Here is a 16,674-nt window from a genome sequence, read left to right as displayed (position 1 = left end):
TCCACCCCCAAGCAATCCGTGGGAGGGCAGCTCAGGCCCGAACCACACCCGACCGCCGCGTGAGTGACGCGGCAGGAATGGATGAGACATGAGCAAGAACAGCAAGGCCTTCAAGGCCGCCGCTGAAAAGGTCGACCGCACCAAGCTGTACTCGCCTCTGGAAGCCCTGGCCCTGGCCAAGGACACCTCCTCGACGAAGATGGATGCCACCGTCGAGGTCGCCATGCGACTTGGCGTCGACTCCCGCAAGGCGGACCAGATGGTCCGTGGCACCGTGAACCTTCCGCACGGTACCGGAAAGACCGCCCGCGTGATCGTCTTCGCCGCGGGCGAGAAGGCCACCGAGGCCGAGGCCGCCGGCGCCGACGCCGTGGGCTCCGAGGACCTCATCGAGCGCATCCAGGGTGGCTGGCTCGACTTCGACGCCGCCATCGCCACCCCGGACCAGATGGCCAAGGTCGGCCGTGTGGCCCGCGTGCTCGGCCCGCGTGGTCTCATGCCCAACCCCAAGACGGGCACCGTCACGATGGACGTGACCAAGGCCGTCAACGACATCAAGGGCGGCAAGATCACCTTCCGCACCGACAAGGCCAACAACCTGCACTTCATCGTGGGCAAGGCGTCCTTCACGCAGGAGCAGCTCACGGAGAACTACCAGGCCGCGATCGACGAGGTCATGCGCCTCAAGCCGTCCGCTTCCAAGGGCCGCTACCTGCAGAAGATCACCATCTCCACCACGACCGGCCCCGGCATCCCGGTCGACACGCAGGCGATCTCGAAGCTCCTCGAGGCCGGCACCGACTCCGAGTGAGTTAGCCAGTTCGGCTGAAGGCCCCGCGACCGGAATCCCTGGCGCGGGGCCTTTCCGCATTTGCGGCTCCCGGTCGCTTGGCCCGACGCCCGACCCCGCCTCCCGCCCACAGCCGCTCCCGCCCACAGCCGCTCCCCGCGATGGCGTCTCGCGCGTGGGCATGCCTGCCTGGCACACAGCCGCTCCCCGCGATGGCGTCTCGCCGTCACTTCGGGGCGTGCGAGACGCCATCGTGGCGAGCGGCTGCGGGGGCGGGTGCCGTCGAGGGGTGCGAGACGCCATGGTGGCGTGCGGCTGTGGGGGCGGGGGCCGTCGGCGCGTGCGGGAACTACCTGCCGCGTTCGCACCCGAGCCGCGGCGGCCCAGAGCAGACTGTGTCCTATGCCGCCCGCGTGACAATTCCCCTGGATATGGTTCGGCCACGCGGGCGGGGAGCGCACTGAGCCGGGCCGGCACGGGGGAGGGGGCGGGAGATGGCGAGTCGGGTGACGACCGCGGTCCGGTCCGTCGGCGACCTCTACGCCTTGTCCGTCGACGCGCTGGTCGGGCTGATCACCGGACCCTGGCGCTGGCGCGAGTTCGTCGAGCAGTACTGGTTCATCGCCCGCGTCTCGCTCGTCCCGACGGTGCTCATGGCGCTGCCCTTCACGGTCCTGGTGGTGTTCACCCTCAACTCGCTGCTCGGCGAGATCGGCGCCAGCGACATGGCAGGAGCCGGCGCCGGACTGGGCGCGGTCACCCAGATCGGCCCGCTGGTCACCGTGCTCGTGGTCGCGGGCACCGGGGCGACAGCGGTGGCCGCCGACCTGGGCTCGCGCACCATCCGCGACGAGATCTCGGCGCTCGAGGTCCTCGGGCTGGACCCGGCCACGCACCTCGTCCTGCCCCGCGCGCTCGCCTCCGCCCTGGTGGCCGCCACGCTCAACGGGGCGGTGTGCGCGATCGGGCTCATCGGCGGGTTCGTCTTCTCCGTCTACCTCAATCACGTCGACCCCGGAGCGTTCGCCGCGGGCGTGACCCTGCTGGTGGGCCCGGCCGAACTCGTGCTGTCCGAGGTCAAGGCGGCCCTGTTCGGACTCATCGCCGGCCTGGTCGCCTGCTACCGCGGGCTCGCCGTGACGGGCGGGCCGAAGAGCGTCGGTGACGCGGTCAACGAGACGGTCGTGTTCTCGTTCGTCGCCCTGTTCCTCGCGAACCTCGTCCTCACGGCGATCGGTATCCAGGTGACGGGCCGATGAGCGCCGGCGGAGAGCACGAGCTCCGCGCGGGCCGGCGGGGTGCGGCGGGCGGCGGAGCGCATGCGCGGGGCGCGGTGCCGGACGCCGGGCGGCGCGGACTGCTCGACGCCGTCGACGACCTCGGCCGCGCGCTGCTCTTCGTCGTCCGCGCCCTGCGCGCCGCCGCGACCGCACCGCTGCGTCAGGGCCGCGAGACCCTGCGCGTGACGACCGAGGTGGGCCTGGGTACCGGCGTGCTCGCGATGTTCGGCGGCAGCCTCGCGATCCTCGGGTTCATCACACTGTTCGCCGGCGCGACCGTAGCCGTCCAGGGCTACAACTCGCTCGGCGACATCGGCGTGGAGGCGCTCACCGGCTTCCTGGCCGCGTACGTCAACATCCGCGTGGTCGCACCGGTCACGGCCGGGGTGGGGCTGGCCGCGACGATCGGCGCCGGCACCACCGCGCAGCTGGGCGCCATGCGGATCAGCGAGGAGATCGACGCGCTCGAGGTGATGGCCGTCGACCCCGTGCGGTACCTCGTGGGCACCCGCATCGTCGCGGGCCTGCTCACGGTCATCCCGCTGTACTCCCTGTCGGTGCTCGCCTCGTTCCTGGCCAGCCGGGTCGCGACGGTGGCGGTGCTGGGCCAGTCGCCGGGCGTGTACGACCACTACTTCTCCACGTTCCTCAACCCGGTGGACGTGGTGTGGTCGTTCGCGCAGGCCATCGCGATGGCCCTGACGGTGATGATCATCCACACCTACTACGGGTTCACGGCCACCGGCGGGCCGGCGGGCGTCGGGATGGCCACGGGCCGCGCCGTCCGGATGTCGCTCACGGCGGTGGTCCTGGTGACGCTGCTCATCTCGCTCGCCCTGTACGGGGACGCGCCGACCGTGAGGCTGGCGGGCTGACGTGGGCGCCCGGGCGAAGGGCCGGCTCGCCGTGCTGGTGGCGGCGCTCCTGGTGGCCGCGGCCCTCGTCGTCGTCACCATCTCCTTCCGGGGCGGGTGGGCCCGCACCATGGACCTCACCCTCCACGCCGACCGGTCGGGGCTGGTGTTGGAGCCGGGCGCGATGGTCCTGCGGCACGGCGTGCAGATCGGCCGCGTGGCGTCGGTGGACCCGGACGGCGACGGCGCACGCATCGAGCTGGATCTGGACCGGGAGTACTCGGCGGCGCTGCCCGCCGACACCACCGCGCACATCACCGCGAGCACCCTGTTCGGCGCCAAGCGCGTGGTGCTCTCCGGGGGCGACGACGACGAGGTCGGCGGCTCCACGGCCGTGCTGACCTCGGGTGACGCGCTCCGGGCGGAGTCGGTGACCACCGAGACGCAGACGGTGTTCCAGTCGCTGACGGAGGTCATGACGGCCGTGCAGCCGGAGAAGGCGGCCGCGGTGACGGGTGCCCTCGCGCACGGCGTGCGTGGGCGCGGCGACGAGATCGGGCGGGCGGCGGTGGCGGTCTCGGAGTTCACAGGGGCGGTCAATCCGGAGCTCGGGGCGCTGCGGCAGGACCTGCGGGCGGGGGCCGCGGCCGCGGACGGGCTGGCGGCGGCGACCCCGGAGCTGATCTCCGCGCTGTCCGGGCTGCGGGTGCCGGCCCGGACGGTGACGGACCAGGCCGCCACCCTCGACGTGCTGCTGCCGGCGATCGCCGGGGTGGCGATCGAGGGCAACGCGCTGCTCGAACCGCACGAGCAGGAGATCGCCGACGCCTTCGGTTACCTGCGGCCCACCGCCGAACTGCTGGAGCACTACTCGCCGGCCATCCCGTGCTTCTTCCAGGGTGCAGACCGGGCGCGGCAGCTGGCCGAGCCGGCGTCCGGGGCCAACGGGTACTCGATGGTCCTCAACTCGACCCTGTTGCTCGGCGTGGACCCGTACCGCTACCCCGACGACCTGCCCGTCGTGCGCGCCGGCGGCGGGCCCCGCTGCGGGGAACTGCCGGTGCGCACACCCGAGGACGGCAACGCCTCCTACCTCGTGGCGGACGTCGGCATGAACCCCTTCGAGCGGGGGAACACCTCGCCGGAGTTCGACGCCGCGCCGCTGTGGGTGCTGCTCACGGAGGGGATGGGATGAGTCGGCACCAGGCCTCCGCCTCCGCACACAGGGCGCCGCGGCGGCACCGGCGGCGGTCGCGCGCGGCCCTGCCGGCGGCGATCTACACCGTCGTCATGGCGCTCGTCCTGGCCGGGCTGTGGGTGGTGTTCGCGCAGGTGCGGTTCGGCGAGTCGGCGACGTACACGGCCGAGTTCACCGACGTCTCGGGGCTCGAGGCCGGCGAGACCGTCCGCGTCCACGGGGTGGAGGTGGGGCGCGTGGACGCGGTCGACTTCCACGTGGCGGGCTCCGACGCCGGTGCCGGCACCGACGGCGACGGCGACGCCGCCTCCGCGAGCGCTCCGACGGTGACCGTGCGGTTCAGTCTGCACGACGACTACCGGCCCCGCGGCACGACGGGCGCGACGGTGCGCTACCTGAACCTCGTCGGCGACCGCTACCTCGAGCTCACCGACGACGCCGACCCCGCGGACCCCGCGGACCCCACCGCGAAGCTGCCGGACGGCGCGACGATCGGGCTCGACCGCACCACCCCGGCCCTCGATCTGGACGCCCTCGTCGGCAGCTTCCAGCCCCTGTTCCGGGTCCTCGAGCCGGGGCAGGTCAACCGGCTCAGCGGGGAGCTCATCGCGGTCCTGCAGGGGCAGCAGGACGATGTCGGGGTGATCGTCCGGGCGGTCGGCGAGGTCACCGGGCACCTGGCCGACCGCGACCGGGTCATCGGCTCGGTCATCACCCACCTGGGCCGGGTCCTCGACACCCTCGAGCGGCAGCAACCGGCGCTCGAGCAGTCGCTCGTCCACGCGCGGGAGCTGACCTCCGCACTCGCGGCCGACGCCGAGACGGTGGCCTCCGCGACCCGTCACCTCGACGACACCGCCGCCGAGCTGGCCACGCTCGCCGGGGACGTCCGGCCCGATCTCCGCGCGGACATGGACGGTGTCGACGCGGTCGCGCGCCAGGTGGACTCGCGTCGCGAGACGCTGGCGCAGTTGCTCACCGAGCTGCCCGAGACGTACCGGTCCCTCACCCGGCTCGGCGCGTACGGCGGGTTCTTCAACTACTACCTGTGCGGGCTACAGATCCGGGTCTCCGACCTGCGGGGCGGATCCACCACGAGCCCGCTGTTCACACAGGAGGGCGGGAGGTGTGCGCCGGCATGAGGAATCCAGTGCGCCTGCGCGAGCGTGCCCGACCGCGCAACCCCGTGCGCCTGCGCGAGCGCAACCCGCTCATCGTGGGCGTCATCGGCTCGGTGGTCATCGCCCTGGTGGTACTGGGCGCGCTCAACCTGCGGTCCCTGCCCGGCGTCGACCGCACGGAGGGCTACACGGCCCGGTTCGTCGACACCGGCGGCCTGGGCGTCGGCGACCCGGTGCGGATCGCCGGCAAGGACGCCGGCCGCGTCACCGACATCCGGATCGACGGCGACGCCGTGCGCATCGAGTTCACGGTGGACGACCGGATCGGTCTCGGCTCGGACACCCGGGCCGAGATCGCGACCGCCACCGCGCTGGGCGCGCGCGAACTGCGCGTGCTGCCCGCCGGGCCCGGTCGACTGGACTCCGGCGCGGTCCTCGACGTCGACCGCACCACCGCGCCGTACGACCTCGCCGAGACCCTGGGCCGACTCGGGCGGACCGGCGAGGAGATCGACATGGAGCAGCTGGCGGTCGCGCTGGAGACCGTCTCGTCGACCCTGGGCGAGGCGCCCGAGCACGTCGACGCCGCGATCGACGGCGTCGGCCGACTGTCCGCGTCGATCGTCGAGCGGGATGCCGCCCTGCGGGAGTTGTTCGCCGATGCCGAGACACTCTCCGCGCTGTTGGCCCGGCGCGGGGAGGAGATCGACACCCTCCTGCGCGACGCCCGCGTTCTGCTGGCCGCGCTGCGCGAGGAGCAGGAGTCGCTCGAGACCCTGGCCGGAACCCTGCGGTCGTTCACCGTCCAGATCCGCGGACTCATCAGCGACCACGACCGGACGCTCGCGCCGACCCTCGAACGGGTGAAAGGGCTGCAGGAGCTGGTGCTCGAGCACCGGGAGGGCCTGGCCCTGGCGATCCAGCGGCTGGGTCCGTACGCCACCGAGCTCGGGGAGGCCGTCGCGTCGGGGCCGTTCTTCAACTCCTACATCCAGAACCTGCTGCCGGTGGAGATCATCGAGCCCGCTCTCAACGACGCCCTGACCCGCGCAGGGGTAGGCGTTCCGCCCGCGCCCGCGGCGCCGCCGGCCGGGGGCCCGCGATGATGCGCCGGGCCCTCGCCGCCGTCGCCCCGTGGGTGGGGGGCGTGCTCGTGCTGCTGCTCGCGGCCGGGCTCGTGGACGTGCGCGTCCCGTGGCGCCCGCACGAGAGCTACACCGCCGAGTTCGTCTCCGCTCGCGGCCTCTACGTGGGCGACGACGTGCGGGTGATGGGCGTGCCGGTGGGGCGGGTGACGGCGGTCGAGCCGCGAGGCGACCGCGTCGTCGTCGACTTCCTCGTCAGCCGCGACCAGGCCCTGCCGGCGGAGGTCGACGCCGTCGTCATGGCGCCGACCCTGGTGGCGGCCCGATTCGTTCAGCTCAGCCCGCCGTACACCGGCGGCCCGGTCACCGAGCCCGGCGCCACGATCGGTCTGGACCACACCGCGGTGCCGGTCGAGTGGAACGATGTCGTCACCCAGCTGCACCGTCTGTCGGGCACGCTCGGTCCGCGCCCCGGTGACGAGGCCGGCCCCGCGGGCCGGGCCGTGGCCGCGGCGGACGACATGCTGACCGGACGCGGTGACGACGTCCGCGACACGGTGCGGCAGCTCCGCTCGGCGTTGCAGACGGTCTCCGACGGTCGCGACGATCTCTTCGCCACCGTGCGCAACCTCGAGGCGTTCACCGCCGCGATGGAGGGCTCCGGCGAGCAGATCACCACGTTCAACGAGGTCATGGCGGCGGTCACCGTCTCGGTTGACCGCGGGCGGGGCGAGATCGGTCCGGCGCTGACCGAGCTCGACGCGGCGGTCGACGAGGTCCGCGACTTCGTCCGCGACAACCGCGAGGTGAGCACCGGGACCGCCCGCACCACCGCCGAGCTCGTCCGGGTGCTGGCGGAGCAGCGCGACGACATCGCGCAGATCCTCCACGTCGCGCCCACGGCCCTGTCCAACCTGCAGGGGATCTACCAGCCATCGCAGAACGCGGTGATCTCCGCGCTCGCGCTGACCAACTTCGCCAACCCGATGCAGTTCATCTGCTCGGCCCTGGCCGCCGCCGAGGAGACCGACGTGCACACCGCCTCCGAGGAGTGTGTGCGGCTCCTCGGCCCGACCCTGAGCACGCTGGCCGTGGACTACCCGCCCGTGGGCATCAACCCCAGCCGCGGGGTCGGCGCGCTGCCGCACCAGCTGGACTACACCCACGACCACCTGCGGCCGGACCGTGCCGGCGTCACCGATCTGCTCACCGAGGGGGTGCGGTGATGCGGCGCCGCGCGGTGGTCACCGCGCTGATCCTGGTGTCGACGACGACGATGTCCGGCTGCGACTGGAAGGGGCTGAACAGTCTCCCGCTCCCCGGGACGGCAGGCGGCGGACCGGACAGCTACTCGGTGACGGTGCAGCTGGCGGACGTCACCACCCTGGATCGGAATTCCCGTGTCCGGGTCGGCGACGTGACCGTCGGCCGGATCGCCGACATCGACCTCGGCCCGGGCCGCGCCGAGGTGACCGTCGATCTCGACGGTGACGTCGCCCTTCCCCGCAACGCCGTCGCGCGGGTGGGGCAGAGCAGCCTGCTGGGTGCCTCCCATCTCGAGCTGGCGGCGCCGGTCGAGGAGCGGGCCGAGGGCACGCTCTCGGATGGCGACCTCATCCCACTCGAGCGCAGTGGCGGGTATCCGACCACCGAGCAGACCCTCGCGACGCTCGCCGCGGCGCTGGGCGGCAGCGGCCTCGCGCAGGCCGCGGAGGTCTTCGGCGAACTCGACACCGCCATGACCGGCCGCACCGACCAGACCCGCGCGGTGGTCGGCCGGATCAGCGAACTGCTCTCGGGGCTCGAGTCCCAGAAGGAGGACATCGTCGTGGCCCTGGAGGCGCTCGAACGGCTGTCGGCGGAGCTCGCGGTCCGCAGCGACGACGTCGAAGGCGGGATCGCCGACCTCGGCCCCGCACTCGAGGTGCTCGCGCGGCGCCGGGAGCGGCTCGTCGAGGCCACCCGCGCCGTGGACACCGTCACCGCGACCGCCGGCCGCGTCGTCGAGGTCTCCGGCGGTGACATCCGCGCGGACCTCGCCGCGCTCGACCCGGTCCTGCAGGGCCTGGCGGCGTCGGGGGACTCGCTCACGGAGTCGCTGCGCTACCTCGCGACGTTCCCGTTCCCGCTGGACACCTACCGCAACGCGGTGCGCGGCGACTACGCCAACGGCACGGTCATCCTCGATCTGCGACTGCCGGTCCTGGACACCGCCCTGCTCATCGGCACGCCGTTCGAGGGATCGCTGGCCTCGCTCGACACGATCCTCGGGGTGCCCGCCCCACCCGTCGAGCCCGCCCGAGCCGGACTCGGCGACGCCCTGGCGCCCCCGGCGCCCGCTGCGCCACTGCCCGCGGACCCCGAGGCGCCCCCGGCCGCAGGAGGCGGCGCATGAGGCGGCGATGGCGGGAGGCGAGCGAGGCCACGCGCGGCATGGCGCTCAGGCTGGCCGCGTTCGTGCTCGTCGGCACCATCGCCTTCGTCCTCGTGGTGTTCTCGTTCGCCCGCATCCCGCAGCACCTGGGCTGGGGGCGCATGGAGGTGGCCCTGGAGATGCGTGACGCCTCGGGGCTCTACCCGCGCGCCAACGTCCTCTACCGCGGGGTCGAGGTCGGACGGGTGCGCGACCTCGAGATGACGCCCGCCGGCGCGCGCGCCACGCTCCTGCTCGACCGCGACGCGCGGATCCCCGCCGACTCGACGGCCTATGTCGGTGCGATGTCGGCGGTGGGGGAGCTGATCGTCGACCTCGTGCCCGAGACGGCCGGCACTTCCTCGGCCTCCGGCATCGCCCCGGCCTCCGGCGCCGCCCCGGCGTCTCCGGCAGCCGAGCCGACCGGGCCCTTCCTCGCCGACGGCGACGTCATCGGCGCCGACCGCGTCCGCCCGCCGGTGCCGGTCGCCGAGACGGTCGACATGCTCGAGGCGGCCCTCGACTCGGTCGGACCCGAGCGCCTGACCTCGCTCGTGGACGAGTCCTCCCGCGCCGTCGGCGGTGCGGGTGACGACCTGTCAGCCACGGTGGACGCGCTCACCCGACTCGGTGACGAGATGGGCCGCGACCGCGAGCAGTGGGCGTCGCTGCTGCGGCGGTCGGCGCCGCTGCTCGAGGCCCAGGCCGCGTCGTCGGGGCACGTGCGCGAGTGGGCGGGGGCCACGAACCGGGTGGCGGGCGAGGTGGCGGCGTCGGACCCGGCGCTGCGCGGGGTCTTCGAGGGCGCGCCGGCGGCGGCGGGCGAGACGATCCTGCTGTTCCGGGAGCTCTCGCCGACCTGGCCCCTGCTGCTGGCGAACCTGGTGACCGTCGAGCAGGTGGCGGCCGTCTACACGCCGTCGCTCGAGCAGATCCTCGTGCTGTTCCCGGCGATCATGGACTCCACGCAGTCGGCGGCCCTGCCCAACGCAGGCGATGCGATGCCCGCGCAGAACACCTTCTTCGTCAACAGCTACAACGATCCGCCGCCGTGCATCACCGGGTTCCTGCCGCCGGAGGAGCGGCGGTCGCCGGCCGAGCTCGACGTCCCCGACACCCCGCCCGACCTGTACTGCAAGGTGCCCGAGGACTCACCCGTGGCGGTACGCGGTGCCCGCAACATGCCGTGCATCGAGTACCCGGGCCTGCGGGCGGCGACGGTGGCGTTGTGCCGCGAGAAGGCCGGCGCCTCCGGGGTCGCGATGGTCGCGGCGCCGCGCACCTACGATCCCGGCACCGGCGCGTACCCGACCGGTCCGCCTGCGGTCGGCGACGCGGGCGTGGCGGTCCTCGACCGCCCGGCCGGCCCGGTCGACGTCGGCGACCTTCTGTCTCCGCCGTAATTCTGAGAATTGCCGAAGTCCCGAGTATCGTCATCCTCTCCAGCGGTCGCCCCCCTCGCGTCCGCGACCACCGGGAGGCGACATGCTCGCGCGGTACCTATCGATACTGTTCCTACTGCTCCTGAGCGCGTCCCCGGCGGCCGCCGGGGCGGCACCGCTGACGGGCCTCTCGGAAGGCTCGCTGGCGTCCGGGAGCGTGTCGCTCTCGTCAGGTTCAGATTCGCTTACCACAGAGCCGAGCTATGATCCGGTCGATCCCGGCAGCGGAAAGCTGATCGCCTCCAGTGGCTTCGACGTGACGCGTGACGGGTTCTCCTTCGACAACTGGGGCCCCGGGAGCGACGAGCACCGGCGCAGCCTGACCCCCGCGGCTATGCAGTCACTGTTCGGCGACGACATCTGCGCGCGGATCGTCAACGGCGAGTGTGTGCTGAGCGCTCCCGGTGCCGCGCTCGAATCGACGGCGAACGAGATGGCCGCCGGCGGCCATTGCTACGGGATGGCCGCTCTGGCGGGGCTCTTCCATACCGGCGGTCTCGACAAGGCCGACTACCTGCCGCCCGGTCAGACCGTGTTCGAGGCCCAGCCCTCCGACGCGCTCGACCGCTTGATCTCCCGCTACTGGGCAGCCCAGATCTCGAGCCCCAGCAGTACCGCGACCACGCAGAACTCGGTCGCCCAGACCGTGCGGAAGCTGATGTCGGCGTGGGCTCGCGGCGACAACTTCATCCTCTCGTTCTTCGACGCCGACGGTGCGGGCGGCCACGCCGTCACCCCTATCGCCCTGCGCGACCTGGGGGCGGGGCGGATCGGAATCGTCGTCTATGACAACAACTTCCCCGGCGTGGAGAAGATCTTCGTCACGAATCCAGTCACCGACTCGTGGTACTACACGACCGCCACCAATCCGTCCGAGCCCGCCTACCTGTACGTCGGATCGCGGGCCAACCGGCTCCACCTCACCCCGCTGCGGGCGACCACGCAGATCCACGAGTGTCCCGTCTGTGCCGATGCCGGCGACGATTCCGTCACGGTGCTGGTCAAGCGGGCGCCGGGCACGGGCGACGAGACGTCGGACGAGCCCGCCATCCGCCTGACGACACCGGCCGGCGGGCCCGTCCCGGGTCTGAAGCCGCTCGGGTTCATCAGCACCATGGACAGTTTCGCGGCCGTGGTTCCCGAGGACGCCGCGTTCGACATCACGATGGGCAACGCGGGCTCCGGGCCCGCGGCCGTCTGGGATGTCACCCTCTTCGGTGACGGCTGGACGAACGAGGTCGACGGCATCTCACTGGGCTCCGGTGACTCGGCGACCGTCTCGGTCTCGGCGGACCAGCGCCATCTCGGCCTGCGGAGCACCGCTCGGTTGGAGCCGGTCCTGGCCATCGCGGAGGAGCAGGCGGACTGGTCGGTGGAAGGTGTGGCCCGAAATCTGTCGCTGGCGCCCGGTACGGGGGCCTCCGTGAAGCGGCAGCTCGACGGGGATTTCGTGTTCGCCCTCGACGGCGAGGGCCCGGACGGGTCGACGGAGATCGTCGTCCTGCGCCGGGATGTCGAGCGCGACTACATCGTCCGCACCCCCGGGCCGGTGACGATCCCTGTCGGTGCGTCGGCCTCGGTCGCGGCGAGCAGCTGGGACGGCACCGCCTCGTTGGTCGCCCGCGTCGAAGGTGTCGGCGTCAGCCGGGAGTATCCGCTCGGGTAGCCCGACCGACGATCGCAGGCTGGTCACCGGGGCGTGAACTCGGCGACCAGCCATCGGTCGTCGTCGCGGACCAGGCCGACCTCGACCACGGTCTGGAGCACGTGCGGGATGTCGTCGGCGCCCACGGTGTGGCGGTCGAGATAGACGACGACGAGGGCCTCGTCCCCGTCCAGCGTCGCCAGTGCCGAGCCGGACGAGCGGGCCGACGACGCCACCTGCCCGGCGGTGCTGCGCGGCACGGTGACCTCCCGACTCTGCTGCCGGAACCGGTCGAGGAACGGAGGCGCGAGGAGCTCCTCCGCGGCCGCCAGGTCCTCGGCCACCGTCTCGGGCCGGTAGTCGAGGACGGCGAGCGCCGCGGTCTCCGCGGCGACCACCGTCTGCGCCGCGAGGCGGTCCCTCTCGTCGGCGCGCCGCTCGAGAATCGTGAGCACCGCCGCGGTCACCGCCAGCAGCACGACGACCAGCAGCAGCCCGGCCCTGAGCCGCCGCGCCCCGGGCCGTGAGCCCGGTGCCGCGTCCATCCGGTGCTCGCCGTCGCCGTCGATGCCGGTCACGCCCGCCCCCTGACAGCGTCCGGATACGGGAGGATGGCCTCATGAGCACACATCCGACGACAGCGCGCCCGACCACGGATCGCCCGGCGGACACTGTCGCCGTCCGCGACGTGGCGCTGCGCGACGGCCTGCAGCTCACCGACGGCCGCCTGTCCACCGCGTCCAAGGTGGCGCTCGTGAGGACGCTGCTCGGGCTCGGCGTGCCGGAACTCGAGGTGGGCTCCATGGCCCGGCCCGACCTCGTCCCGGCGCTCGCGGACACCCTCGACGTCATCGCCGCCCTCGACGAAGACGAGCGGGATCGCTGCTGGGTGTGGGTGGCCACGCCGGGCCACGTCCGTCGCGCCGCCGACGCCGGCGTCCGCCGCTTCCAGTACTGTCTGTCGGTCACCGACGAGCACAACACGGCCAACATCGGCCGCGACACCGAGACGAGCATGGCGGCCCTGCCCGAGGCGGTCGAGGCCGCCGCCGCGGTCGGCGGGACCGTCCAGCTCTGCTTGGCGACCACGTTCACCTGCCCGATGACCGGGCCGGTCGACCCGGAGGCGGTCCTGCGGTTGGTCGCCGACCCGCGCGGCGAGGGCACCGTCGACGTGGTGCTCGCCGACACGCTCGGTCAGGCGCACCCGGGGCAGGTGCGCGACCTCGTCGCCGCCGCCGTCGAGCCGGCGGGGGAGCGACGGATCGTCTTCCACGGCCACGACACGTGGGGGATGGGCGTGGCCAACACGCTCGCCGCCGTCGACGCGGGCGCTCAGGTGGTGGACGCGGCGCTCGGCGGCCTCGGCGGTTGCCCGTTCGCACCGGGCGCCTCGGGCAACACGGCCACCGAGGACGTCCTGTTCGCGCTGCGACCCGAGTGGCTGGATCCCGACCGGTTCCACGAGCTGGTCGCCGCGTCCGACCGGATGCTCGCCGAGCTGGGCGAGGGCTCGCGCTCGCGCGCCTCCGCAGGGGCGCACGGCAACGGCCGCCGCTTCGACTGGACGCTGCCCGCGGGCTGACCGCGCCCCCGCCGACCCGGGCCGATGCGGGCGGGTGTGAGCAGTCGTGTTCACACGGCCACCTCCGCGGAGGACACGAGGGCGCGACCGTCCTCGATCACGGCCTCGAGACGCCAGCGCCACAGCCGCTCGCCCTGGCCACCGCCCCGGTCGGCTCCCGCGCCCGCGCGATCGGGCGGCGGATCGCCGACCCCGGACCTGACCGCGACCAGCAGGCGGGCGCGCGCGGGTCCGTCCCCGAGTCCGCTCGGGAGGTCCTCCTGTTCGACCCCGGAGGCGACCACCCGCGTGCGCGGGCGCACCTCGTCGTCGCCGTCATCACCGCCACCATCACCGACGAGGCGCGACACCTCCTCGCGGCGCGCCTCCACCTCCGCGCGGAACCCGCCCGTGCCCAGCTCCGCGAGGCGGTCCAGGGACGACTCTGCCTCGCCGTCCGACAGGGACGACATCAACACGGCCACCTCCCGTGCGGCGTCGGTCAGCCGCTCGCGATCGGCGGCCGCGGTGTGACGCGCCCACATCGACGACGCCGGCACCACGGCCGCGACGGCGGCCACCACCACCGCCAGCACCAGCGCGACGGTGAGCGCCGCGCCCCGCGCCCCGACCCGCCCCGACGCGTCCGCCCGGGCCGGGCCCGGCGGGTCAGATGACGCCACGATCGGCCAGGTCGGCCAGGCGCTCGGCGTCCAGGCCGAGCAGATCGCGGTAGACGGCGTCGTTGTCGAACCCGGGTTCGGGCGTCCCGCCGCGCCGCACCGTGCCCGGCGTGTCCGCGAGCACGGGCACCACGCCGGGGCCGAGCACGGTGTCGTCGACGCCCGGCACGGTGTGCGGCACGAGCATGTCGCGGGCGAGGAACTGCTCGTCGCGTACCACGTCGGCGACGGTGTTGACCGGGCCCACCACCACGCCCGCGGCGTCGAGGGTCTCGCGGATCTGCTCGGCCGTCCGCTCGGCGGCCCAGTCGGAGATGATCGCGTCGATCTCGTCCTGGTGCACGCCGCGCGCCGAATGGTCGACGAAGCGCGGGTCCCCGGCCAGCTCGGGGCGGCCCATCGCCGCACACAGCCTGCGGAAGACGGTGTCCTGGTTGGCGGCGATGATGACCCACAGGCCGTCGGCGGCCCGGTACAGGTTCGACGGCGCGATGCCCTCCAGTCGGGTGCCCGACGGGCCTCGCACCACCCCCGCGGCGTCGTAATCGGGGATCACCGACTCCTGCACCGCCAGGCACGACTCGGTAAGCGCGACGTCCACCACCTGGCCGCGGCCGGTCGTGGTGCGGGCGAGCAGCGCGGCGAGGATCCCCTGGACGGCGAACATGCCGCCGAGGGTGTCGCCGAGGGACAGGGCCATGCGCGGCGGCGGCATGTCGGGGAAGCCGTTGAGATGGCGCAGCCCCGACACGCCCTCGGCGACGGAGGCGTAACCGGCGCGGGTGGCCTGCGGCCCGGTCTGCCCGTACCCGGAGACCCGCCCGATCACCAAGCCCGGGCTGACCTCGTGCAGCCGGTCGGGGCCCAGGCCCCACTTCTCGAGCGTCCCGGGGCGGAAGTTCTCCACCACGACGTCGGCCCGGGCGACCAGGTCGAGGAAGAGTGCGGCGCCGTCCTCGCTACGTAGGTCGAGCGTGACGGACTCCTTGTTGCGCGCGTGGACCGTCCAGAAGTGGCGGCGGCCGTCCCGCTCGCCCTGACCCCACGTGCGCAGCGGGTCCGGCCGGCCGGGGTCCTCGATCTTGACGACCCGGGCGCCCATGTCGCCGAGGAGGCGGCCGGCGAACGGCCCGGCGATGAGGGTGCCCAGTTCCAGCACGAGCATCCCGGCCAGCGGGCCGGTCCGGTGCTGGTCCTCCGCTGCCTGCTGCCCGCCGCCGTCCGTCACGCCTACGCCTCCTCGCCCGGCCGCGCCCGTCGCGGACCCGCTTCTGGCAAACCCTAGGCGGATGGTCCTCTCCACGGTGCGCGACCGGGGCCCGCGCCCCCGGAGACCGCGGCGGGTCCGGCCGCGGTCACGACAGGGCCACCATCTCGTGCAGCGTCCGTCCGGTGTGCCGCTCCTCGCGGCCGTCGGTGGTGGTGAGTGTGAGCTCGAAGTCGGACCGGAACCGGAAGTACCCCGGGCGGCCCACGATCTTCTTGGCCAGGGTGCTCAGTGGGGGCCGCCCTGCGAGCGGGATCTCGGAGAGCAGATCGTGGGCGTGGACGATATCGCGGACGGTCAGCGTGAGGTCGATGCTGTCTGGGACCTGCAGGCGCAGGAACGCCGGATGCGAGCGGTCTGCGACCGGGTTGAACACCGCCGGTCCCTCGGTGATCTCGACCTCGCCCTCCGACAGCAGGACCTCGCGGCCGCGGGCCACCATGATCGGCTGCGACCAGTGCGAGCCGTAGCGCCCGGTGGTCTGCACCATCGCGTACACGAGCGAGATGTCGTCGGTGTAGAGGCGACCCCAGTACCACTTGGAGATGATGCACGATCGGTGTCGAGCGCATGGAGGCCGAGCCGTCGGGACGGACGATCTTCTCCTGCAGGACCAGCGGGATCTCGAACTCGCCGGCGGGCAGGCCGAGCGGGTTGTCGGCTCGGCCGGTGTCGTACCGGTCGCGGAGCAGGTACCCGCCGGCGAGTCCGCCGTAGACGTTGAGCCGTGTGAGGGCCATGGCGTGGTCGTGGTACCAGAGCCCGGCCGCCTCCTGCCGGTTGTCGAAGTGGTGCACGTGTCCCTGCCCGGGCAGGGACAGCTGTTCCGGGTGTCCGTCGCTCGCCGGCTTGGTGACGCCTCCGTGCAGGTGGAGTGACGTGGGGACCACGGTGCGCACGGATTCCGAGAGCCCGTGCAGGCTCGTGTCGATGTACGCGGCGTGCGGGTGAGCGGAGATCTCGTTGCGGTACGTCAGCGCGGTCCGCACCCCGCCGTGTGCCTCGATCACCGGGCCGAGGTACCCGGCGGTGCCGTACCCCAGGGTGATCGTCGACGGCAGGTCGCGGTGGAAACGGTGCGTGCCCGTGCGCGCGGCCAGGTCGAGGTTCTCGCCACGCAGGACGTCCGGCCGGGGCAGCTCTCGAGGTCGGGGGAGTGGAAGAGGAGCGGGCTGGGGCCGAGCGAGCCGGGGCCGCTCTGCGCGCGCGTGGCGGCGGTGCCCACGAGACCGACGCCCACGACGCCCGCGGCGGCACCCAGGAGCCGTCGCCGGGTGAGCACCGGCCGTCGTCCACTGCCGTCGAACACGTCCATCAGAACCCCCACCCGAG

At 73.2% G+C, this 16,674-nt stretch carries 15 protein-coding genes and 1 pseudogene; 11 read left to right on the top strand and 5 right to left on the bottom strand.

Annotation, left to right across the window (positions count from 1 at the left end; translation table 11 throughout):
* Window positions 1-88 precede the first annotated feature (88 nt).
* From rplA to A6035_RS12025, 10 genes are all read left to right on the top strand, one after another.
* Window positions 89-811, top strand: a complete 723-nt coding sequence (gene rplA / locus A6035_RS12070; protein WP_108847975.1) for a 50S ribosomal protein L1 — start codon at window positions 89-91, stop codon at window positions 809-811.
* A gap of 473 nt (window positions 812-1,284) precedes the next feature.
* On the top strand, window positions 1,285-2,049 hold the full coding sequence (locus A6035_RS12065; RefSeq protein ID WP_108847974.1) for an MlaE family ABC transporter permease: 765 nt from the start codon (window positions 1,285-1,287) through the stop codon (window positions 2,047-2,049).
* On the top strand, window positions 2,046-2,945 hold the full coding sequence (locus A6035_RS12060; protein WP_108847973.1) for an MlaE family ABC transporter permease: 900 nt from the start codon (window positions 2,046-2,048) through the stop codon (window positions 2,943-2,945). The genes A6035_RS12065 and A6035_RS12060 overlap by 4 nt, the downstream gene beginning before the upstream one ends.
* Window position 2,946: 1 nt before the next feature.
* A complete protein-coding gene (locus A6035_RS12055) occupies window positions 2,947-4,119 on the top strand; it encodes an MCE family protein (protein WP_108847972.1) in 1,173 nt (390 codons plus the stop codon).
* Window positions 4,116-5,264, top strand: coding sequence for an MCE family protein (locus A6035_RS12050; protein ID WP_108847971.1), 1,149 nt, complete (start codon window positions 4,116-4,118; stop codon window positions 5,262-5,264). The genes A6035_RS12055 and A6035_RS12050 overlap by 4 nt, the downstream gene beginning before the upstream one ends.
* The gene (locus A6035_RS12045; protein WP_108849258.1) at window positions 5,261-6,349 is read left to right on the top strand and encodes an MCE family protein; all 1,089 of its coding nucleotides are present in this window, start codon (window positions 5,261-5,263) and stop codon (window positions 6,347-6,349) included. The genes A6035_RS12050 and A6035_RS12045 overlap by 4 nt, the downstream gene beginning before the upstream one ends.
* Window positions 6,346-7,554 (top strand): MCE family protein, encoded by a 1,209-nt coding sequence (locus tag A6035_RS12040; protein ID WP_108847970.1) that lies wholly within the window; start codon window positions 6,346-6,348, stop codon window positions 7,552-7,554. Before A6035_RS12045 ends, A6035_RS12040 begins: the two co-directional genes overlap by 4 nt.
* Window positions 7,554-8,723 carry an MCE family protein gene (locus A6035_RS12035; protein ID WP_108849257.1) on the top strand — a complete coding sequence of 390 codons (1,170 nt, stop codon included), beginning with the start codon at window positions 7,554-7,556 and terminating at the stop codon, window positions 8,721-8,723. The genes A6035_RS12040 and A6035_RS12035 overlap by 1 nt, the downstream gene beginning before the upstream one ends.
* Window positions 8,720-10,144, top strand: coding sequence for an MlaD family protein (locus A6035_RS12030; protein ID WP_208635541.1), 1,425 nt, complete (start codon window positions 8,720-8,722; stop codon window positions 10,142-10,144). Before A6035_RS12035 ends, A6035_RS12030 begins: the two co-directional genes overlap by 4 nt.
* Window positions 10,145-10,439: 295 nt before the next feature.
* Entirely contained in the window at window positions 10,440-11,849 is a 1,410-nt protein-coding gene (locus A6035_RS12025; RefSeq protein WP_244192424.1) for a hypothetical protein, read from the top strand.
* A 23-nt stretch (window positions 11,850-11,872) separates the two neighbouring features.
* Here A6035_RS12025 and A6035_RS12020 read toward each other — a convergent pair whose 3' ends face one another.
* Entirely contained in the window at window positions 11,873-12,406 is a 534-nt protein-coding gene (locus A6035_RS12020; protein WP_108847968.1) for a hypothetical protein, read from the bottom strand.
* 41 nt (window positions 12,407-12,447) lie between these two features.
* On the opposite strand from A6035_RS12020, the gene A6035_RS12015 reads away from it, so the two are divergent.
* A complete protein-coding gene (locus A6035_RS12015; protein WP_108847967.1) occupies window positions 12,448-13,413 on the top strand; it encodes a beta/alpha barrel domain-containing protein in 966 nt (321 codons plus the stop codon).
* 50 nt (window positions 13,414-13,463) lie between these two features.
* Here A6035_RS12015 and A6035_RS12010 read toward each other — a convergent pair whose 3' ends face one another.
* From A6035_RS12010 to A6035_RS19340, 4 genes and pseudogenes are all read right to left on the bottom strand, one after another.
* Complete coding sequence (locus A6035_RS12010) at window positions 13,464-14,075, bottom strand: hypothetical protein (protein ID WP_108847966.1); 612 nt, start codon at window positions 14,073-14,075, stop codon at window positions 13,464-13,466.
* Complete coding sequence (locus A6035_RS12005; protein WP_108849256.1) at window positions 14,062-15,240, bottom strand: CaiB/BaiF CoA transferase family protein; 1,179 nt, start codon at window positions 15,238-15,240, stop codon at window positions 14,062-14,064. Before A6035_RS12005 ends, A6035_RS12010 begins: the two co-directional genes overlap by 14 nt.
* A gap of 190 nt (window positions 15,241-15,430) precedes the next feature.
* Window positions 15,431-15,832, bottom strand: coding sequence for a hypothetical protein (locus tag A6035_RS18740; protein WP_235026536.1), 402 nt, complete (start codon window positions 15,830-15,832; stop codon window positions 15,431-15,433).
* A 247-nt stretch (window positions 15,833-16,079) separates the two neighbouring features.
* Window positions 16,080-16,232, bottom strand: a pseudogene (locus tag A6035_RS19340) (multicopper oxidase domain-containing protein); the annotation flags it as partial.
* Between the last annotated feature and the right edge of the window lie 442 nt (window positions 16,233-16,674).

The organism is Dietzia lutea (genome assembly GCF_003096075.1).
Lineage (GTDB): Bacteria > Actinomycetota > Actinomycetes > Mycobacteriales > Mycobacteriaceae > Dietzia > Dietzia lutea.
This window is presented reverse-complemented; position numbering and strand designations above follow the sequence as displayed.